Genomic DNA, 21,341 nt, shown 5'->3' on the forward strand with positions numbered 1-21,341 from the left:
CAGCTTGTAGAGAAAGTGGGTGTTTTTTCTCTACAAGCTTTTTTTGTTCTTGTATTTTCGAGATATTCAATTATTTTTTCATCCTAAATAAATGGGAAAAAGACTCCCTTACACCTAGTCCTGTCTGTCCAGGTGTAAGGCAATCTTCTTCATGTTCTGGCAGGCCGTCGTGAGTAGCACCTGCTCGGCTGCCTTTTGTATTCCCCTCAACCGGCAATAACGAAGCCCATGCAGTTCTTTTGAATCTGCGAAGCTTCGTTCAACTTTCTCTTTTCTAAATTTGTATAGTAATTTTCCTTCCGATGATAAGCGGTTCAGACGGATTTGATCTTTATGTTCCTCCCAAACATGGCGGGTGACCACCTTTTGATGATTTTTAGACCGGGTACATTTTTCCAAGAGAGGACAGGCCGCACACTTTTTCCGATTCGATTTATATTCCCTGTAGCCATCACGGCTTGTGGTGGAATAGCTTAATGTTTCTCCATTGGGGCAGATATAGACATTATGTTCTGCGTCATACTTAAACTTCCATTTTGGAAATAACCCTTGTGTTGGATGATACCTGCGATGGGCAATGACCCCGAAAATACTCCGGTCAAACAAGCCTTTACAAATAGGGTTTGTCAGGTATCCAGAGTCTAGTGCTACGGCTTCCACTTCAAATCCAAACCTTTTTATTTGGCGGTCCAAACGTTCAAGATAGGGAACAGAGTCATGAACATTTCCAGGAGTGACAAAGGCATCCGTGATAATATTAAATTTCATGTCTGTCGTACGGTGGTCCAAATAGCAGAACATCTCTTGTTTATTGTCCCGGGACATGAATCCACTGTCAGGGTCTGTATTACTTTTTCGGATCTCTTTTGTTTCCTTCACTTCCCTTCGAGCCTTTAAAGGCTTTTTTCCATGCTTTTTCCGATCTTCTTCTATAGCTTGATTTAAATCTTCTATGTAATCACGTGTCTCCACTTTAACGACTTCTTTTGTATATTTATGTTTGTTCGCACTGGCCTTTAAGTGGGTAGAATCAGTAAATAGCGCTCTCCCGCCAACCATACGGTGGTTGATCGCTTGAAGAACGATTTCATCAAAGACCTCTTGGAAGATGTCTGTATCTTTGAAACGATTACACCGGTTCCAACTGATAGTAGAGTGATGAGGAACAGGGTCGGATAACCTCAATCCCAAAAACCAACGGTAAGCAACATTCGTTTGAATTTCCCTTTCCAGCTGGCGTTCCGAACGAATACCAAAAAAATAGCCGATGAACATCATTTTAAACAGGATCAATGGATCTAACGAGGGACGGCCGTTATCTTCACAGTAGTAAGGTCTAACCTTCTCAAGAATAAAAGAGAAATCAATATGCTTATCAATTTTTCTCAGCAGATGGTCTTCGGGAACTAAGTCTTCAAGACAAACAAATTCCATCTCATTTTGAATACTCGATCTTGTATGAAGCAATTTCATCACCGCCATTTTTGTTATCTACATTATAACAAATTAACATGACAATATTTATATAATTCGAAATATCGAAAAAGCTGTCGAGGGTTTCTCGACAGCCTGAAAGCATCCTAAGATGCTTCTTTATTTAATGGGCCGTTTGACCAGCATCGACTATAAATGTTTGGCCAGCCGCATAAGAGGCTGCATCTGAAGATAGAAACAGTACCATACCTGCAATTTCTTCGGGACGAGCAGGGCGGCCGATGGGTGTATTTGAAGTAACGACTTTTCTCATCTCTTCATTTTCCAACCAACCTTTTGTCATGTTTGTTTCTACCAAACCTGGTGCAATGGCATTTACACGAATACCTTTGGCAATATACTCAATGCCAGCTGCTTTGGTCAAACCAACTACACCATGTTTAGCCGCAACATACGGAGCCATACCGGGGTCCGCTATGATTCCTGCAATGGAAGCCGTGTTCACAATTGTTCCTTTCCCTTTTGTTTCGAAGTAAGAGAGTTCATGTTTCATGGCATAAAATACACCTTTAAGATCAACATTTACAACAAAATCAAAATCTTCTTCTGACATATCTACAAAGTCCTTTGTAGGGGGCAGTACACCCGCATTATTGAATGCATGATCTAAACTGCCAAATTCATCTATTGTAAAATCAATCAAACTTTTCACATCAGATGATTTAGTTACATCAGTTTTCTTAAAAAGCGCTTCTCCGCCTTCTTGTTTAATCAATTCAACGGATTCTTTTGCTTGTTCATTTACGTCCCCAATCATTACTTTAGCTCCACGCCTTGCAAAAGCTAATGCAGTTGCACGACCAATTCCAGTTGCTCCCCCTGTAATAAGAACTACTCGGTTTTCAAAATCTTTCAAGTGCATCCTATACCTCCTAGAATCTTTTCACCCTTAACGAATCTAAATCCACAATTCAATGTTTAGGGTTATAGGAGTAGTATTGATCTTGGCATTTAATTTTATCCTTTGGTTCAAGGCGGTGACCTCTACTCTCTCATCTTCTTTTCGGCGATCAGAATAATACGAAAAACCGGGTATATAATAAAGCTCAAAACATAAAAAGGAAAAATGCCATATGGAAAAGGTCATTAAAAAACTCAATAAGTTTCTTGAAGGTAATTACATGGCAATTCACACATACGACCAATATATACATCATATGAGTGACCCAAAGATCAAGAAATTATTACAAAACATCCAACAAAGCCATAAACAACACGCATCCATTATTGCAGAAAGAATACAAAATCTTGGTGGCATTCCTGCAAATGACTTAGGTATGAAAGGAAAAATGATCCATATGATTTCAAACATAAAAGGACCTACCAAAGATGCTATTTCCATCCTAAAAGATGCCTCTGTTGGTGAATCTAGAGGCATCCAGACCTCAAAGGAACTTCTTGAAGGTGATTTGGATCCCGAAAGCCAAAGGCTAGTGCAAAATATTTTGGATAAAGATCAGCAACACATTGAATTAATAAATACTTATATAAGATCTACTTAACTTGCCAGTCATATCCCTTTGATGATTTTTGCTTCTTGAATAAGATAATTACATCATTATGGTCCCGTTAGACTCCAACAATTCCACATTTGGACATTTCTATTTCGAGCAAGATCTACATGTTTTTTCACCCATGTCAATTTCCTTCTACTGTTCTTGATTTCTGATACGAGTGATCACTCGACATTATGTAACTCTGAATTCTGCAAGCTTCTCATTTGTCCCCTCATGCTTTAGTTCATCTGTATAATTTTATTATCGTCTAATTGTGTTTCCCTTTTTGCAGAAAAACTCATATTTCATTCAACTCAACAAGCAAGTGGATATGTTTCGTTCGAAAAATGTTAAATGACTTCGATCTATCCAGTACATTCGGTACACTAGATCATTGATAAGAATACCCTAGTTTCTTGTCAACATGGTATCGTCTGCTTTCCGTATCCTTGATTGATTTGTTTCATGTGTCCCCGATACTATACTTTTAATCATTATTGTTTTTCTGCTGCCATTAAATTGATTTATAATTTAGTAATAACTAATTTGGAGGTTCAAATTTTATGAAACCACAAGTTACAGTCATTACTTTAGGTGTAGATGATTTAGAAAAATCATTACTTTTCTATCGAGACGGTCTTGGTCTACCCACAGAGGGCATTGTTGGCAAAGAATTTGAACATGGGGCAGTCGCCTTCTTCGACTTACAACCAGGCTTAAAACTTGCCATATGGAATCGCAAAGACATCGCACATGAAACAAAAGTTCCTTTAAGTGAACCTAGCCCTACGGAGTTTACGCTAGGCCACAATGTAAATAGTAAAGCCGAGGTTGATAAAGTCATGGAACAAGCTAAACAGGCTGGTGCAATTATAACCGACCCCGCCCACGAAACTTTTTGGGGTGGATACTCTGGCCACTTCCAAGACCCAGATGGTCACTTATGGGAAATAGTTTGGAATCCAGAATGGGATACACTTGATTAATCATGATTGAAGTTGGTTATCGCCAACTTTTTTTGTTGTAATGTTCATCCCCTTTTGCTATCTTCCACCCCGACTGGGTTTGGCAGTTCTTGGACAACAGGGGAACCGAATGTTGTGGGGAATTCATACGCATAGCTCCTGCATCACCTTAAAAGTCTACATGCAGGTACAGGCTCCAAAATAGGAGAGTTTTGCGCTCTGAGGCTTTCAGATTTCAATGAAGGTAATTGAACTCTGAACTTAGATAAAACGCTTGTAAGGGAAGGTGGTGAGTATAAGGCAAAGGAAACAGCAAAGACAGAGGAAACTGGGGAAAAAAATCATTGGATTGGATGACTTCACAGTTGAAAAATTAAAAGAATGGCTTCATATTAGAAATACATGGATTGTGGGTATCAAGAAAAGGTCGGATTTTCTCTTTATTAATCCGTTTGGGGATTTGGTTAAGATGCCGAACTATGCAGGGGCATTAAAAACATTGTGTAGCAGGAATAAACTCACGCACTCTACCCTCATATGTTCAGACACACCCATGAGACAATTATGTGGGAATCCGGTATTTCTGATCTAAATTACATCGGTGGTAGGTTGGGCGATGTCGACAAGACGATTTTATTAGAATCATATGGCCATATGTCTAATCGATCAGCACAATTAAACAACGAAAAAATTAATGAGTTTATGAAAAATTGGTCACGTAAATTAGAGGGAATAAATTAACCAGTCGGACTTTCATAGAAAAAAGCACCAACAAATGTTGATGCTTAAGGTTTTAGCGCCCTCGGCAGGAATCGAACCCACATTTTAAGAACCGGAATCTTACGTGTTATCCGTTACACTACGAGGGCAATTTTTATCGTACGATATATGATTATAATCGATAAAAACGAAGCTTGCAACCCTTAATTAGTTTAAATTATGTCCAGATGGTTAATATGATTTGTATGACATTCTTCTTTCGTCAGTAAAAGTCGATTTGTTTGACCTTTCTTGACCATCATTGTATGATATCATTACATACAAAGATTACCACAATGAAAACTGGCTGAATGCATAGCCATTTTAAAGAGGAGGAGAAAGATGAATTTAATTCCAACAGTTATTGAACAGACAAACCGCGGGGAACGGGCATATGACATTTATTCACGGTTACTCAAGGACCGGATTATTATGCTTGGCAGCGGAATCGACGATAATGTCGCGAACTCTATCGTCGCACAGCTTTTATTCCTTGATGCGGAAAACCCGGAAAAGGATATATCCATCTACATTAATAGCCCGGGCGGCAGCATCACAGCCGGCATGGCAATTTATGATACAATGCAATTCATTAAGTCAGATGTTCAGACAATTTGTATCGGCATGGCGGCATCAATGGGAGCTTTCCTGCTTGCAGCTGGAACAAAGGGCAAACGTTATGCCTTGCCAAACAGTGAAGTGATGATCCATCAGCCGCTTGGAGGTGCCCAAGGTCAGGCAACTGAAATTGAGATCGCAGCAAAACGTATTTTGTTTATGCGTGAAAAGCTCAACAAAATTTTAGCGGAACGTACAGGCCAGCCGCTCGAAGTGATTGAGCGCGACACAGACCGTGATAACTTTATGACTGCGGAAAAAGCAAAGGAATATGGTCTGATTGATAATATCATCAACCGCAATGAAGGCATCTCAAAGGATAAATAATAAAGCCTGTTTTTCAACGTACAAGCGGAGCTTTATTGAGCGCTGAAACTTGCAGATCATCGTAAAAGGGCTATCCTGAAAGTCTATAAACAGACTTGAAGGATAGCCCTTTTGTTATTTCATCAGCGGTCACTTTCAACGAATTCCGCAAGTGTTTTAATAGCCTCTTCCTCATCTGGTCCTTCAGCAATCAATTTGATGGATGCTCCGGTTCCAGCTGCAAGGCTCATCAATCCCATGATGCTCTTTGCGTTGACTTTTTTTCCGTCTTTTTCAATGAAAACATCTGATGAAAATCGATTGGCCTCCTGAACAAATTGTGCTGCAGGCCGTGCTTGCAATCCTGATTTCAATCCTACTGTTACTTCTTTTTCTGCCAATTTGCTTCCTCCTTCATTTTTCCAAACTTATTTTTTATTAATCAAAAGAGATGGATCGCCTGAGCGAAGTTTATTTGCAATTTCATCAATTTTTCGCAAGCGATGATTGATGCCCGATTTGCTAATTTGTCCACTTGACACCATTTCACCCAACTCCTTGAGGGTAACATCTTGATGAGTCATCCTGAGCTCCGCGATTTCCCGGAGTCGTTCCGGTAAGTATTCCAGACCGACAGTCTCTTGAATGTAACGAATGTTCTCAACCTGTCTCAGGGCTGCGCCGATTGTTTTATTCAGATTGGCTGTTTCACAATTGACCAGCCTGTTGACCGAATTGCGCATATCCCTGACAATCCGAACATCCTCAAAGCGGAGAAGTGCATTATGAGCACCGATGACATTCAAAAACTCGGTTATTTTTTCAGCTTCTTTCATATAAGTGATATAACCGTTTTTCCTTTCCAATGTCTTACTGTTTAACCCATATTCGTTCATGAGTTCACATAATGAATCGTTGTGCTCTTTATAAAGTGAAGAAATTTCCAGATGATAGGATGACCTCTCGGGATTATTCACCGACCCACCTGCGAGGAAGGCCCCCCGCATGTAGGATCTTTTACAGCATTTTTTCCTGATCAGTCCGGAAGAAATTACACGGGTAAACATGAAATTGTCGCCAAGTATCATCAAATCTTTCAATATGGCTTCAGCATTCTCCTTTAGACGGACAATATATACATTATTTTTCTTCAGCCGCATTTTCTTCCGTACAAGCAATTCAACCGCTGCATCATAATCCTTTTTTATCAAAGTATAAATCCTTCTGGCAATTGCCGCGTTTTCAGTTTGAATATTCACGATCAATTCCCGGTTGGAAAAAGATAATGAACCATTCATCCTGATCAAAGCCGAGAGCTCCGCCTTGGAGCAGCAATCCTTTACAGGAAGATTTGTAAGTTCCTTTTTCGTTTCCGAGGCAAAAGACATTGTCGCTTCCTCCTTTACCAACGTCTAAGTGCTGGCAACCCGGCTCATTTCCCTGCCCAATAATGAGTAAAGTATGTTTGCCACCGCTTCCGTATCATGGCGGATAAAGCCGCGTTCAATGGTCGCGATTTCGTCTTGGACAACCTCCATACCAAGAGAAATAAGTTGATCGACATCGAAGTATACGGGAATGGCCATTTCTTTCTCATATCGATGCTGAAGATCTGGAGGAATCTCTTTATTATTAACAAGAATTGTATCGATAAATGAACAATCCATATGCTCATACAGGGCATTCACATGCCTGCTTGCCGTAAAGCCCGTTGTTTCGCCCGGTTGGGTCATCAGGTTGCAAATATATACTTTACGAGCCTTTGCATTGCACACTTCTTCTCCAATTCCTGGAACAAGAAGGTTCGGAAGTATGCTGGTATATAAACTTCCCGGTCCTACCACAATCAAATCCGCCTCATGGATTGACTGAATGGTTTCCGGAAGAGGCTTGATGACTTCAGGTGTCAAAAATACCCTCTTGATCTCCTTGCCAACAGCCGGTATTTTCGATTCTCCCGAAACAAATGTGCCATCCATCATTTCCGCGTGAAGGATAACACTCTGATTAGCGGCGGGAAGGACCTTGCCATGAACGTTCAACACTCGGCTCATTTCCTTCACTGCCTGGACAAAGTCACCGGTAATGGATGTCAGGGCAGCGATGATCAAATTTCCCAATGAATGGCCGGAAAGCTCATTCGATGTATTAAAGCGATGCTGGAACATATCTATGATAAGCGGTTCAGCATCAGATAAGGCAGCAATTACGTTCCGTATGTCCCCGGGCGGCGGAATTTCCAGTTCGGTCCGTAATCTCCCTGAACTTCCTCCATCGTCAGCAACGGTGACAATAGCCGTGATATCGACAGGGTACTCTTTTAACCCCCTTAGTAAAACAGGCAGGCCGGTACCTCCGCCAATGACAACAATTTTATGTTTGGATTGTGCCGTCATGTGGCTATTTCCTTTCTCTTTTTGATATCACGGTGTGTAACCCGGATATGATAGTCGTTTTCAAAATAATGCCCGATATATTCAGAAAGTGCAACCGAGCGATGCTGCCCGCCTGTACACCCAATGGCAATCACCAGTTGGCTTTTGCCCTCCCGCTTATAGTGAGGCAGCATAAATGCCAGCAAATCGGTCACTTTAGCAAGGAACTTCTGGGTGTCACTCCACTTAAGAACGTAACTTGCCACCTCTTCCTCCAGACCTGTCTTTGGCCTCATATGATCAATATAGTGGGGATTCGGCAAAAACCTTACATCGAAAACAAGGTCAGCATCAATGGGAAGACCGTGCTTAAAGCCAAATGACATGACATTCACCATAAATGTGGCTTGTTTATTCGCGGAAAACTCAGTTAGAATTTTTTCTCTCAATTCTTTTGGCTTCATTTGGGATGTATTATAAATATGCTGTGCGCGGCCTTTAAGATCCTCAAGCAAGTCCCTCTCCTGCCTGATCCCCTCAAGCGGGAGTCCAAGTGGAGCAAGTGGATGGGAACGGCGTGTCTCTTTATATCTCCGGACAAGTACTTCATCATCAGCATCCAGGAACAGGATCTGCGGTGTCACCCAATTTGATTGGGACAAATCATCGATGACCCGGAGCAGCGTATCAAAGAACTCCCTGCCTCTTAAATCCATTACAAGGGCAACTTTGTTCATTTTATTGCCGGATTCCTTCATCAATTCCAGAAATTTGGGCATTAATGCCGGCGGTAAATTGTCCACGCAAAAGAAACCTAAATCCTCAAAGCTATGGATCGCTACGGTTTTACCAGCCCCTGACATGCCTGTAATTATAACTAACTGAATATCCTCCATGGATCCGTTATTCATGGAACTCACCCTCTCTATTCTAAACCAGGGATTTTACATATGTATATGCGATAACAGCTTGGACGCTCCTCGTTATTATGTGCCATTTTAAATGTACTTGTAGAAATAGGCGATGTTCTACTTAATTATACTATTTTCCTTCCAAGAAGGACAGCGCGATGAAAAAGTTTCCATGAGTAGAAAGAACTTATTTCTTTTAAAAATAAGCAATGAAAACACTAATATGGCAGCCATCCACCAATACTAATATAGTTTTATACATTTGTCCTTATAAGCATCAAAAACACCATTCCAATAATTGAATGGTGTTTTAAAATAGTCGTCTTATTATTAAAGTAATATACTCATGGTCAAAAAAGTTCGAGCGGCAGCGCAATTGGAAATTAAATTCATTTTCCTTCTGCTGTAACAAAAATACTGCCGCCAACTTGCATGAGAAAGTTGTCCTCAATTTTATTGGCTTGGATTTTCGATACAGATGGTCTCCGATGGAGTAGCCTTGTTCGACCCTATAATTTATTTCGCTTTCACCAAAAAAGTTATGTTCCAATAAATAAGCTGCTAAATTTCCATTGGCACTACCGGTTGCAGGGTCTTCCAAATAACCCGATTTAAACATAAAAACTCTTGCATGTAAATCGTTTTCGGGATTTATCGTTTCCTGTGTGAAAACAAGAAGATTAGCATCTCCTCTTTTCTCTAAAATTTTATGAAATACAGGATGGGTCTCTCTTCCCTATTATGGTGCATTTACTAATAACATAAGATAAAGTGTCCTGAATTACTCTACTAATTCAAGAAGGGATTTACTATTTTGGTACGTGAGATCGCCAACATTTTATAGCTTATCTCAAAAAAAGCACAGGAATTATCCTGTGCATCAAAAAGGGATATTGTATAAAAAGGGGGTCAATATCTCGTATATAAATATACACAAAATACATTTCAGCACTGTTACAAACAGATTAAATGGCGATTACGCTTTTTAATTAGTTTTTGGCAAGCTGTTCGTCTTTCAATCGTTCAATGTAGATTTGCGCGCTTTGTGCAGCAATGCTTCCATCGCCTGTAGCAGTGACGATCTGTCTCAATAATTTATCACGTACATCCCCTGCAGCAAAAATGCCCGGAACTCTTGTCGCCATGTTCTCATTAGTCTCAATATAGCCAGCTTCATTAGTAATCCCCAGATTTTCGACAGCTTTAGTCAATGGGTTCATTCCCACATATACGAACATTCCGTCCGTCTTGAACTCTCTTTCTGAACCATCTTTCGTCGAAACGAGAGTCACTGAATCCACTTTTCCATCTTTTTCATTCACTTGCTTTACTGTATGACTCCAAATAAAGTCGATCTTATCATTGGCAAATGCACGGTCTTGCAGGATCTTTTGTGCTCTCAGCTCATCACGACGGTGAATAATAGTCACTTTTGAGGCAAAACGTGTCAAGTAGGCACCTTCTTCAACGGCAGAATCGCCTCCACCGATGACGACCAGCTCTCTTTCCTTAAAAAATGCCCCATCACACACAGCACAATAGGAAACCCCACGCCCTGTCAATTCTGCTTCTCCTGGAACCCCAAGCTTCCGATATTCTGCACCCGTTGCAACAATAACCGCGTACGCCTTATATTCTCCGTTACCGGCCTTTACAATCTTATATTCTTCTCCATCAATAATTTCCTTAATATCCCCATAGGCATATTCCGCGCCAAATTTTTTCGCATGTTCAAACATTTTTGTGGAAAGATCCGGCCCAAGAATATGATCGAATCCAGGATAGTTCTCAACATCAGCTGTATCGGCCATCTGGCCACCCGGAACTCCGCGTTCAATCATGAGGGTGGACAAGTTTGCGCGGGATGTATAGACAGCAGCGGTCATTCCGGCTGGCCCTGCTCCTGCAATGATTACGTCATAAATTTTATCTTCTGACATCGCTTATACACTCCTTCGGATTTTAAAGGGTTATTTGTTCTTTCGAAAGAATTCCGTCAAAAGAACAATTTTCATTTTATAATCTTTTTAATTAGTATCTAATTGATATCGTATTAAAGTATTTGCCGTACGTCCAAACATATGCTCATTTAAAGATAAAGTTCTATTTTTGTGATATATTTTCGAAGTGTGGCAGTGGAAATCCCGTATTGTTTTGCAATTTCCCGCTGTGTTTTCCCCTCATTTTTTTCAGTGCTCCAGACATACTCCGCAGCTGCTGCAAATGCTGAGGGATTTGCAAATTTCCCTTCGTTTTCAATCACCTTTCGAACAATCCCAAACCAGAATTTGAGCAGGTCAAAGACGTCAGCCGGTCGATCTTTGTGTCTTTCATATAATTCGGTTGCCGTTTCATGCGCCTTATCAACCCTTACTCCCGCATGAGGAACCTGTCTTTTTTCCACCTGTAAAATGGTTGCCAAGTATAGCTTTTCCGGATAGCTAAATTCCTCAATCGATTTAAAAGAAGGATGAGTCAACAGTGCCGGCTGTCTGTCGGATATCGAAATAAAGAAAATCCCGCATAGCCGTTCTGCAATACTTTCGCTTCTAAGAAGCTTTAAAAGGGCTTGGTCTCCTTCGCTCCTTTTATCAGCTTCCTCGAGAGATTCGTTCCATGGCGCGATACCCGCTTTTTCAGGTTCCAATAAAACAAGCCGGTCCCAAGCAGCTTTTGCAGCTTTCTCATTCCCGGTAAAATAGGCAGCTTTGGCGAGCCAGTAATAAAACCCAGCATTTCCAGGATAACCTGATTTTTGGAGCTGTCGCAGCCAAAAATAAGCCAACTCATATTGTTTGGCCAGCGCGAAAGTCGCCCCCAATTTATAGCGGTGTTCGGGAATGATCGGTTTGATTTTTTCTAGTGTTTTCAACAAACGTTCCAGATCCCCTGTTTGATGTTCGTAAAAATAAAATACTGCCAAATTGCATAAGGCATGCAGATTACCCGGATTGTGTGCAATTACCTTTTCCGTCATGGAGAAAGCTTTACTCGTTTCCCCTTCATAGAAATAAGCCAATGCCAAATTGTTATACGCTGGCCAAAACTCAGGGTATGCTTTTACAATATCCTCCAGCATTTGAACAGCTTCAGCATACTTTCCTTCCTCAAGCAGGGATTTTGACTCTTCCTGCATTTGAAGAAGCTCCTCCTGCTCTTTCAGTAAAGTAATATCATCATCGTTGATACCTATCCACTCGAGCAGTTCCTCCGCTTCGTCTGCAAATTCTCCTACTTCATCTTTTTCCAAATAAAGCTTTGCATACCGATATGCCTCCGTGAACAGTCCCAGATGAGCATAGTTATTTGCCAAAAAGTAGTAACACTCCGTCATCCGTTCATCCAGTTCATTCAACGTCATAAGAAGAAGTTGGTTGGACTTTTCATATTCTCCTGTTTCTGTATGGACAAGAGCGAGCTGGCAGGCAATCATAGGTTCCAACGGTTCCAGTTCCAAAGCCCTCTGCAAATACTTTTTGGCATTTGTAAAATCAAAGCGATCATATGACTGGAGCCCTTTATGAAAATAGTAATCTCCTGTCGGTAAGAAAGTATAGATTTTCGCCCGATTCCTTTTCTTTTTTGAGTATCTGGACATCGTATTTCCTCCGTTGCTATCGTCCTTTGTCGCTTTTTGTAGTATAACATACAAGTTTAACTGTTTAAATCGTCAAAAATGAAACTATCAAATTCATACGCGAAATGAAGACCTAGTAGAACGAATGGTTAATTATTTAACCACAAATACGATACTCAAACAAAAAAATGACCCTATAAAAAGGATCATTCATTCCTAAATTGGGAATCCGTCTTCCGCCGCTCATCCATTTCTTCTTTTGTATAAATGATCTTCATCGGGTTTCCGCCGACAAATGATCCGGCCGGAACGTCTTTATGTACAAGGGTACCTGCTGAAACAACCGCCTCATCCCCAATCTCGACGCCCGGAAGAATGGTTGTGTTTGCACCGATCAGAACGTTATCGCCTATTGCGACAGGTCCGAGCCTGTATTCCTTAATTAAGTACTCATGGGCGAGGATCGTAGTATTGTAACCGATGATTGTATTTGTACCGACAGATATTTTTTCTGGAAACATAATATCCGGCATGACCATCAGCGCAAAGGATGTCTTTTCCCCGACCGACATGTTCAGGAATACACGGTACATCCAATTCTTCAAGGCCAAAAAAGGCGTGTATCGTGCTGCCTGGATGACAAGGAAATTTCGCATGACCTTCCAGAATGGGACGGTTTTGTATATATGCCATAAAGAATTGGCCCCCTCAATCGGGAACCGCTCCGTTTTTCTCATTTATACCCCACTCCGACAATATCGAGAAGTTCGGACATCTTGTCAAGCATATAATCCGGATCATACTGTTTTAAGAAGTCCGCTCCTTTCACGGACCAAGCTACGCCACACGTGAAAGTACCGGCATTTTTGCCTCCCAGAATATCATGATAGTTATCGCCAATCATGATCGCTTCAGCAGGCTTGGATCCGAGTGCGGCCAGCGCTTTTTCAAGCGGTTCCGGATCAGGCTTTGCTTTCTCCACTTCATCAAGTGTAATGATGACATCAAAAAACTCATCCAAATTCGTAAGGGCAAGCCCTTTTAAAACAGTTTTTCTGATTTTTGTTGATACGATAGCCATTTTAAAGTCATTTTCATGCAGCGTCCGAATCGTTTCATAGACACCTTCAAACTCGTGTACAAGCATATCATGCTTTTCCATGTTGAACTTGCGGTAGACATCGACCATTTCCTCCGCTTTTTCCGGATCCACACTTACAAATGCATCTATCAAAGGAGGGCCGAGAAATGGCAAAACGTCCTCACGCGTGAAGCGCCCTGGGTAAAATTTTTCAAAAGTGTGCAAATAGGAAGTAATAATCAATTCATTCGTATCAAGCAGTGTTCCGTCCAGATCAAATAACAATGTGTTAATTTTATTATGAGTCACTATACAACTTTCCCTTCTCTTGCAATGTCTGCCTGTCGCCAAACGGAAGCCACGATCCACGTCAAAATAATGGCGGTAACAAGCCTGATAATCAACAGTGGCAGAACTGGGATTCCAAGCGGAATAAAGATCAATGTATCCTCGACAACCGCATGGCAGGCGACAAGGAAAATAAAAGCGAGTGTTACATCCTTTTTACTTACTCCGTCTTCTTTCACCGCCTGAATCATGACCCCTGCTCCATAAGCAAGACCGAAAACAAGGCCTGAAGCCATCGTTGTTGATGTGTTCTCCTTCATACCGAGCATCCGCGTAAACGGAGCGACCCAGCGCGAAAAGATATCAAGCCATTTATAATCTTTTAAAAGTTGGATGACGATCATAAGAGGCATGACAATTACTGCGAGCTGAACGACACCTATGAATGCTTTTTTAAAAGCAAGCATGGTAACAGGAAAAAGGCCTGTCACCTGTTCATCCTGTACTGGAAGCATGCCGTATTGCGCCATTTCCTGGCCGCCATTCCACAATAAATGGATGGTTATGGCTGAAATGACTGCCAAACCGATTCTGACGGTCAAAATAATCCAGAACGGTACCCCCACCTTCATGGCGACTGACGACTCGATGAATAGATTATGAGAAAAAGACATCATCACAGCAATGATGAAAACCTCTTTGACAGTCAAGTCCAGCGACAATATGCCTGCAATGCCTGCATACAGACTCAGGAAATTTCCAAGGACAAGCGGAATGGCCGCGTCTCCAGACAAGCCGAAAATCCCCATAAATGGTTCAATCAAACGGATTACCCATGGTAAGATAGGGGTGTGCTGCAGCAGAACGACGAATAATGTTACAGGAAAAATGACCTTCCCCAATGTCCATGTCGTTTTAATGCCATTGAGGGCTCCAAGCTTCACTGACGTTTTATACACTCATCATTCTCTCCCATACAGCAAGATATTCATTCATAATACCTGGCTTTTGCCAAACCGGCTTTTCTCCGGTACACCCACAGGACCACAGCAGCAGCTATTAACACAAGGGAAATGACTTGTGCTATCCTCAGGCTTTCCGTCAGCATCAAACTGTCCGTCCTCATTCCTTCGACAAAGAAACGTCCAATTGAATAATAGATCACATAGGACAGAAAGAGCTCACCTCGTCGCAGATTCACTCTTCTCAATAAAATCAGCAGGATGAAGCCGATGATATTCCAAATGGACTCATATAAAAAAGTCGGGTGGTGGTAGGCACCTTCTATGTACATCTGGTTAATGATAAATTCGGGAAGTTGCAAGTTTTCGAGGAATGAGCGGCTGACCTCTTCGCCATACGCCTCCTGGTTCATAAAATTCCCCCAACGGCCTATCGCCTGTCCGAGAATGACGCTCGGTGCAGCAATGTCTGCAATCTTCCAAAACGAAATATCTTTGAGTTTAGAAAAGACAATCGCTGTGGCAACTGCCCCTATCAGAGCCCCGTGAATCGCAATTCCGCCTTCCCAAACTTTTATTATGTCAGCGGGATTCTGAGAATAATAATCCCATTGAAAGGCGACATAATATATCCGGGCGCAAATAATTGAAATAGGAATGGCCCATATGAGCAAATCAGGGAAGGTTTCCTTATCAAGATGATGTTTGTTCCCTTCGCGCATGGCAATGTACAAAGCAATCGCAATCCCCAAACCGATAATGAGGCCGTACCAATGAACGGCAAACGGGCCGATTTTTATAGCAATCGGGTTTAGCGGTTGAATATCCAAATCCATAATTTCAACTCCATGAATAAAATTTTTAATCGAACTGCCTTTCATCCCCCGTAATCACATTGGACAGCCTGTCGGCAAACTGCTCGGCAGCATTCAATCCCATCCTTTTCAAGCGGAAATTCATCGCTGCCACTTCTATGATGACGGCAAGATTCCGGCCAGGGCGTACCGGTATAGTCAATTTAGTAATTTCTGTATCGAAAATTTTAATAGTCTCTTCGTCTAGCCCAAGCCTGTCATACTGCTTTTCCCCATCCCAAAATTCCAGATGGATTGTCAGGGTAATTCTTTTATGCGGACGAACAGCTCCTGCTCCAAACAACGTCATAACGTTGATTATGCCTAACCCCCGAATTTCCAGCAAATGCTCCAATAGTTCAGGTGCAGTTCCCACAAGCCTGTCCATATCCACCTGGCGGATTTCAACGCAGTCATCCGCCACAAGTCTGTGGCCTCTTTCAATAAGGGCAAGTGCTGTTTCACTTTTTCCAACACCGCTTTGGCCGGTGATGAGGACCCCAACTCCGTATATCTCAACAAGCACCCCGTGTACAGCAGTCGTGGGTGCCAGCTTGTTTTCCAAATAATAAGTAAGACGGCTTAAAAATCCTGTCGTCTTCATCGGTGTCCGCAAAACAGGAACCGAATGTCTTTCAGATACTTCAATCAATTCTTCAGGCACATCCATGCCGCCCGTAATAATGATGCACGGAGTCGAATCAGTGCAAAGCTGCTCCATACGGTATTTTCTTTCCCCAGTCATGAGCATTTCCGTGAATTTTACTTCCGTCCGTCCCAAAAGCTGCACTCGTTCCGCTGGATAATAATGAAAAAAGCCGGCAATTTCCAATCCGGGACGGGAAATATCACTTGTAGTAATCGGCCTATGAATACCTTCCTCGCCGCTGACCAGTTCCAGATCGAATTCCTTGATGATATCTTCCGTACGAACTTTTGCCATCGGAATCCCTCCCTTATCGAACCTCTTGCTGTGAAATTCGGACCCTATATAAAAAACTTCACCTTATCTATTTTAGCACTTTCTCCCCAACAAACTCCACCTTTCAAGATTTTTTGTGTTTGTCACAGCAGGTGGGCAAGCAGAAAAGGGATATTGGGAATCATTTTATGTGAGGGAAACAAAAAACCCGGTCCAGCCAAGGCTGTCCGGGTTATTTATTACGGTCAGGATTCAAGATTGTTTTTTGAATGATCAAATTGACCAATACCATGATCACTGTAATCAGAAAGGTAAGCCCAAAGCCATCGATTTCAAACTTGCTGCCCATGATGGCGTCTGTCATTGATAAAGTGATCGCGTTGATCACCAACAAAAAGAAACCGAGAGTCAGCAAGGTGATTGGTAATGTCAATAGGATGAGAAGCGGCCTTACCAAGACGTTCAATATCGACAATACGAGGCTTGCTGCAACAGCCGCTCCAAAGCTTGACACGTGGAACCCTTCAAAGTAACCGGCAAAAGCGATAAAAAGAACTGCGTTGATTAGAATTCCAATCAACCATCTCATACTTTATTCTCCTTTTTGGTTCGCTTTTCTAATGAACACGGACCCGGTTTTTGTGTCAGCTTCAAGATACAACGTTTGGTCATCCGATCCGGTGCGCTTGAACTTCATTTGTTTTTGGATGACTTCCTTTTTTTCATGGAGGATGTTGATTCCTTCCAAATCCAACTTATAGCTTCCAAGATTTGATCGGACTTCTCCATCGATTGTTGCAGTATCCGGAACATTTACATATATATTTCCTGTCACTGCTTTAGCTTCTATGATTTCTGTTCCGGGATGTTCTAGTGTACAATGAATGTTCCCATTAAAGGATTTCAACTCAGCCTTTCTACTGAAGCCGGTCACATCTATCGCCCCGTTTACAGTTTCAGCCTCAATCCCATCTGTATTTAGATCGATCACTTTTATTTGACCATTCACCGTATCGATATCAAGTTTCTTGCCGGAAATTCCGGTTAAGTCGACTTTTCCATTTGTCGCTTTCACGATCAAATGCTCGGTTTCAAGCATTTCCCCTGTCATTTCTCCATTGAAAACACGGACAGTCATCTTCTTATAACTTTTTCTTGGAATATAGACTGTCGTCTCCACACGCATCCATTTGGACTTTGTCGCAAAACAAAGCAGCCCGTTGTCTTGGGAGAAAACCGTGTTATCCAGAAAATAGCTGCGCCCCTCATCACGGTCTTCCACCCTGTACACTTTAGCTTGGCATTCAACACGGACTTCCTGCTGATCCCATGCAATTAAGCGAACAGGACCATTTGCAATATCTATGTCAACCCTCTCGATTTTCTCATCCGCCTGTTGGAACACATGCGGGACTTCTACAGATTGGGTAATCTGCCAATCTAAGTCTTTTATTTTACGAAGCGCCGTATTGACAAAATCGAAAATCCGCTCTCCTGCCTGTTCAATCTGCGAATAGAAAGTATCATCGCCAGAACCGGAATCCTTTGTTTTACTCTGCTGGCTCCATGTTGACTCATCGGCAGATCCAGTATTTGATTCCGCTTTAGACTCGGCCTTTGAAGAGTTTTCCGTCCATTGTTTTTCAGAGCTTGAAGGCTCTGTCATTGTCACTTCTGTATCCGTGTCTTCCAGCGCATCGAGCAAAATGATCGCTTCCTGGGCGGACAGCTTTCCTTCTTGTACCATTTCAAGTATTCTTTTACGATCCTGGTTCATGGTCAATCCTCCTATTTTTTCATCTGTCATGTATTACGAGATGAATGGGAAAATGTTTCACTTTCAGAAAAAATTACTTGGCAATGGCTTCTTTATTTTCTTGGATGGCGATCAGCTGTTTCATGCGGGCTCTGTCCCGTTCGATGATCGGCTTCAAATATCGGCCTGTATGTGATTCAGGGCAATCCGCAATTTTTTCGGGCGTTCCGGTTGCAACAATCGTTCCGCCTTTATCGCCGCCTTCAGGTCCGAGATCGATGATATAATCAGTTGTCTTGATCACGTCTAGATTATGTTCAATGACGAGAACGGTGTTTCCATTATCAACCAGCCTCTGTAAAACGTTTAATAGACGTGCAATATCGTCAGCGTGAAGTCCTGTTGTCGGTTCATCTAAAATGTAGATCGAGCGGCCGTTTGAACGCCTGTGGAGCTCAGATGCGAGCTTCACCCTTTGTGCTTCACCGCCGGAAAGTGTCGTTGCCGGCTGTCCAAGCTTCATGTATCCAAGCCCCACGTCAGCAATTGTCTGCAGCTTCCGTTTGATTTTCGGGATATTTTCGAAAAACTCCAATCCATCCTCGATTGTCATGTCCAGAACATCTGCAATATTTTTACCTTTATATTTTACTTCCAGCGTTTCCCGATTATACCTTTTGCCGTGGCAAACCTCGCATGGTACATACACATCAGGTAAAAAGTGCATCTCAATTTTGATGATCCCGTCACCGCGGCACGCCTCACATCTGCCTCCTTTGACATTGAAGCTGAAACGTCCCTTTTTATACCCGCGGACCTTTGCTTCGTTGGTAGAGGCAAACATATCGCGGATGTCGTCAAACACCCCGGTATAAGTCGCAGGATTGGAACGCGGTGTCCGTCCGATTGGTGACTGGTCAATATCAATGACTTTTTCCAAATGGTCCAATCCCTTAATCTCCTTATGGGCACCAGGTTTGGATTTGGCTCGGTGAAGCTTCATGGCAAGGGATTTGTGTAAAATTTCATTAATCAAGGTACTTTTTCCGGAACCGGAAACACCGGTTACAGCAATGAATACTCCAAGTGGAATTTTTACATTCACATTTTTAAGATTGTTTTCCTTCGCACCTTTAATTTCAATGAATCTGCCGTCAGAGACACGGCGTTCCAACGGAAGCGGAATAAATTTTTTCCCTGACAAATATTGTCCTGTCAGTGAATCCGGCTGCTTCATCACTTCTTTAGGAGTGCCACAGGCCACTACTTCTCCGCCATGGACGCCCGCTCCTGGACCAATATCGATTAAATAGTCCGCGGCAAGGATCGTGTCTTCGTCATGCTCCACCACAATCAGCGTATTGCCAATATCGCGCATGTTTTTCAGTGTATCGATTAGGCGGTCATTATCCCGCTGATGAAGTCCAATAGACGGTTCATCAAGTACATACAATACGCCCGTCAGACGGGACCCGATTTGTGTTGCCAGTCTAATTCGCTGGGCTTCCCCTCCTGACAGCGTTCCAGCTGCCCTGCTCAATGTTAAGTAATCAAGCCCGACATTGACAAGGAAGCTTAGCCGCTCATCTATCTCTTTTAAGATCATTTGTGCTATTTTGATCTCTTTTTCCGATAAATGAATGGATTGGAAAAACTGTGCAGCATCCTGGATGGACAGCTCTGTCACCTGGCCGATATGCTTGTTTTCGATCTTGACTGCAAGACTTTCTTCTTTCAGCCTGTAGCCCTTACAGCGTGGGCATGGCTGTTCCGCCATATATTTTTCCATTTGCTCCCTTATATAATCGGAGCTTGTTTCACGGTAGCGGCGCTCCACATTCTTGAGGACACCCTCAAATCTGATATTGCTTTCCCTTACCTGGCCAAAATCATTTTGATAGCGGAAGCGGATAGGCTCCGCACCTGATCCATATAATATTTTCTCCATTTGCTCCTTGGGCAAGTCCTTTACAGGGACATCCATGTTGATGCCGTAATGCTTGCACACTGTCTTCAGCAGCTGCGGATAATATTGAGAACTGACAGGAATCCAGGGGACAATCGCCCCTTCATTCAATGTCAAAGAGTCATCCGGTATGACAAGATCCTTATCCACTTCGAGTTTCGACCCAAGCCCGTCACATTCCTGACAAGCCCCAAAAGGGCTGTTGAATGAGAACATCCGCGGTTCCAATTTATCGATGGAAAAGCCGCATTCCGGACAGGCATGATGTTCACTGAACAGCAGCTCCTCTTCTCCAATTACATCGATCAAGACTTTTCCCTCTCCAAGACCAAGCGCTGTTTCGAGAGAGTCCGTCAAACGCGTTTCAATGTCCTCTTTAATTACAATACGGTCAACAACAACCTCAATGGAGTGCTTTTTATTCTTCTCAAGTTCGATGTCTTCGCCCAGATCAAGGATTTCACCATCCACTCTTACACGGACGAATCCCTGTTTCTTGATGTTTTCCAATATCTTGACGTGAGCACCCTTTCTTCCGGAAATGACGGGAGCCAACACCTGAATCCTTGTCCTTTCAGGGTAAACCATAATCCGGTCAACCATTTGCTCGATCGTCTGGGAGGTGATCTCAATTCCATGGACAGGACATATCGGCCGGCCCACCCGCGCAAACAGTAAACGGAGGTAGTCATAGACTTCCGTTACTGTCCCGACAGTCGAACGCGGATTCCGGCTTGTTGTCTTTTGGTCGATTGAAATTGCAGGGGACAAACCTTCAATTGCATCCACATCCGGTTTATCCATCTGGCCTAAAAATTGCCTTGCATATGCTGACAACGATTCTACATAGCGCCGCTGTCCCTCTGCATAAATCGTGTCAAACGCCAACGAGGATTTTCCGGAGCCTGAAAGCCCCGTGACCACGACCAGTTGATCCCTTGGAATGGTCACATCGATATCTTTTAAATTATGGGCACGTGCACCTTTAACAATGATTTTTTCTAGTGCCAT

The 21,341-nt window shown here is 42.5% G+C and carries 19 protein-coding genes, 1 tRNA gene and 1 pseudogene; 3 read left to right on the forward strand and 18 right to left on the reverse strand.

All coding sequences use genetic code 11. The annotated features are described in order from the left end of the window. Positions 1-114: 114 nt before the first annotated feature. Both C509_RS0107310 and C509_RS0107315 read right to left on the reverse strand, forming a co-directional pair. The gene (locus tag C509_RS0107310; protein WP_083934562.1) at positions 115-1,473 is read right to left on the reverse strand and encodes an IS1182 family transposase; all 1,359 of its coding nucleotides are present in this window, start codon (positions 1,471-1,473) and stop codon (positions 115-117) included. A gap of 124 nt (positions 1,474-1,597) precedes the next feature. Continuing rightward, complete coding sequence (locus tag C509_RS0107315; RefSeq protein ID WP_018706265.1) at positions 1,598-2,356, reverse strand: SDR family NAD(P)-dependent oxidoreductase; 759 nt, start codon at positions 2,354-2,356, stop codon at positions 1,598-1,600. A gap of 211 nt (positions 2,357-2,567) precedes the next feature. On the opposite strand from C509_RS0107315, the gene C509_RS0107320 reads away from it, so the two are divergent. Further along, positions 2,568-2,996: a DUF2383 domain-containing protein gene (locus C509_RS0107320; protein WP_018706266.1), complete on the forward strand. Its 429-nt coding sequence runs from the start codon at positions 2,568-2,570 to the stop codon at positions 2,994-2,996. A 557-nt stretch (positions 2,997-3,553) separates the two neighbouring features. Next, a complete protein-coding gene (locus C509_RS0107325) occupies positions 3,554-3,976 on the forward strand; it encodes a VOC family protein (RefSeq protein ID WP_018706267.1) in 423 nt (140 codons plus the stop codon). Between the two features lie 776 nt (positions 3,977-4,752). On the opposite strand, the gene C509_RS0107335 is transcribed toward C509_RS0107325, so the two are convergent. After that, positions 4,753-4,824, reverse strand: a tRNA-Arg gene (locus tag C509_RS0107335). 232 nt (positions 4,825-5,056) lie between these two features. Between C509_RS0107335 and clpP the strand changes: the two genes are divergently transcribed. After that, complete coding sequence (gene clpP / locus C509_RS0107340; RefSeq protein ID WP_018706269.1) at positions 5,057-5,659, forward strand: ATP-dependent Clp endopeptidase proteolytic subunit ClpP; 603 nt, start codon at positions 5,057-5,059, stop codon at positions 5,657-5,659. Between the two features lie 122 nt (positions 5,660-5,781). Here clpP and C509_RS0107345 read toward each other — a convergent pair whose 3' ends face one another. The 15 genes and pseudogenes from C509_RS0107345 to uvrA all read right to left on the reverse strand — a co-directional run bounded on the left by C509_RS0107345 (position 5,782) and on the right by uvrA (position 21,341). Further along, positions 5,782-6,039 (reverse strand): HPr family phosphocarrier protein, encoded by a 258-nt coding sequence (locus C509_RS0107345; RefSeq protein WP_018706270.1) that lies wholly within the window; start codon positions 6,037-6,039, stop codon positions 5,782-5,784. Positions 6,040-6,066: 27 nt separating this feature from the next. Next, positions 6,067-7,026: a DNA-binding protein WhiA gene (whiA, locus tag C509_RS0107350; RefSeq protein ID WP_018706271.1), complete on the reverse strand. Its 960-nt coding sequence runs from the start codon at positions 7,024-7,026 to the stop codon at positions 6,067-6,069. Between the two features lie 24 nt (positions 7,027-7,050). After that, positions 7,051-8,034 (reverse strand): gluconeogenesis factor YvcK family protein, encoded by a 984-nt coding sequence (locus C509_RS0107355; protein ID WP_018706272.1) that lies wholly within the window; start codon positions 8,032-8,034, stop codon positions 7,051-7,053. After that, positions 8,031-8,924: an RNase adapter RapZ gene (rapZ, locus tag C509_RS0107360; RefSeq protein ID WP_018706273.1), complete on the reverse strand. Its 894-nt coding sequence runs from the start codon at positions 8,922-8,924 to the stop codon at positions 8,031-8,033. Before rapZ ends, C509_RS0107355 begins: the two co-directional genes overlap by 4 nt. 310 nt (positions 8,925-9,234) lie before the next feature. Further along, a pseudogene (locus C509_RS27460) lies at positions 9,235-9,639 on the reverse strand (PhzF family phenazine biosynthesis protein); the annotation flags it as partial. Positions 9,640-9,913: 274 nt separating this feature from the next. Next, positions 9,914-10,864 carry a thioredoxin-disulfide reductase gene (gene trxB / locus C509_RS0107370; RefSeq protein ID WP_018706274.1) on the reverse strand — a complete coding sequence of 317 codons (951 nt, stop codon included), beginning with the start codon at positions 10,862-10,864 and terminating at the stop codon, positions 9,914-9,916. Positions 10,865-11,013: 149 nt separating this feature from the next. Beyond that, positions 11,014-12,522: a tetratricopeptide repeat protein gene (locus C509_RS0107375; RefSeq protein ID WP_018706275.1), complete on the reverse strand. Its 1,509-nt coding sequence runs from the start codon at positions 12,520-12,522 to the stop codon at positions 11,014-11,016. Between the two features lie 185 nt (positions 12,523-12,707). Further along, positions 12,708-13,238: an acyltransferase gene (locus C509_RS0107380; protein ID WP_018706276.1), complete on the reverse strand. Its 531-nt coding sequence runs from the start codon at positions 13,236-13,238 to the stop codon at positions 12,708-12,710. After that, positions 13,235-13,891: a pyrophosphatase PpaX gene (ppaX, locus tag C509_RS0107385; RefSeq protein WP_018706277.1), complete on the reverse strand. Its 657-nt coding sequence runs from the start codon at positions 13,889-13,891 to the stop codon at positions 13,235-13,237. The genes C509_RS0107380 and ppaX overlap by 4 nt, the downstream gene beginning before the upstream one ends. After that, a complete protein-coding gene (locus tag C509_RS0107390; RefSeq protein ID WP_018706278.1) occupies positions 13,891-14,829 on the reverse strand; it encodes a nucleoside recognition domain-containing protein in 939 nt (312 codons plus the stop codon). Before C509_RS0107390 ends, ppaX begins: the two co-directional genes overlap by 1 nt. A gap of 29 nt (positions 14,830-14,858) precedes the next feature. Beyond that, on the reverse strand, positions 14,859-15,668 hold the full coding sequence (gene lgt, locus C509_RS0107395; RefSeq protein ID WP_026319749.1) for a prolipoprotein diacylglyceryl transferase: 810 nt from the start codon (positions 15,666-15,668) through the stop codon (positions 14,859-14,861). A 25-nt stretch (positions 15,669-15,693) separates the two neighbouring features. Continuing rightward, on the reverse strand, positions 15,694-16,629 hold the full coding sequence (hprK, locus tag C509_RS0107400; RefSeq protein WP_018706280.1) for an HPr(Ser) kinase/phosphatase: 936 nt from the start codon (positions 16,627-16,629) through the stop codon (positions 15,694-15,696). A gap of 211 nt (positions 16,630-16,840) precedes the next feature. Continuing rightward, complete coding sequence (locus C509_RS0107405; RefSeq protein ID WP_018706281.1) at positions 16,841-17,197, reverse strand: phage holin family protein; 357 nt, start codon at positions 17,195-17,197, stop codon at positions 16,841-16,843. 3 nt (positions 17,198-17,200) lie between these two features. Next, entirely contained in the window at positions 17,201-18,385 is a 1,185-nt protein-coding gene (locus tag C509_RS0107410; protein ID WP_018706282.1) for a DUF4097 family beta strand repeat-containing protein, read from the reverse strand. Positions 18,386-18,458: 73 nt separating this feature from the next. Continuing rightward, positions 18,459-21,341: an excinuclease ABC subunit UvrA gene (gene uvrA / locus C509_RS0107415; RefSeq protein WP_018706283.1), complete on the reverse strand. Its 2,883-nt coding sequence runs from the start codon at positions 21,339-21,341 to the stop codon at positions 18,459-18,461.

It is taken from the genome of Siminovitchia fordii DSM 16014 = CIP 108821 (genome assembly GCF_000374565.1).
GTDB classification, from domain to species: domain Bacteria; phylum Bacillota; class Bacilli; order Bacillales; family Bacillaceae_C; genus Siminovitchia; species Siminovitchia fordii.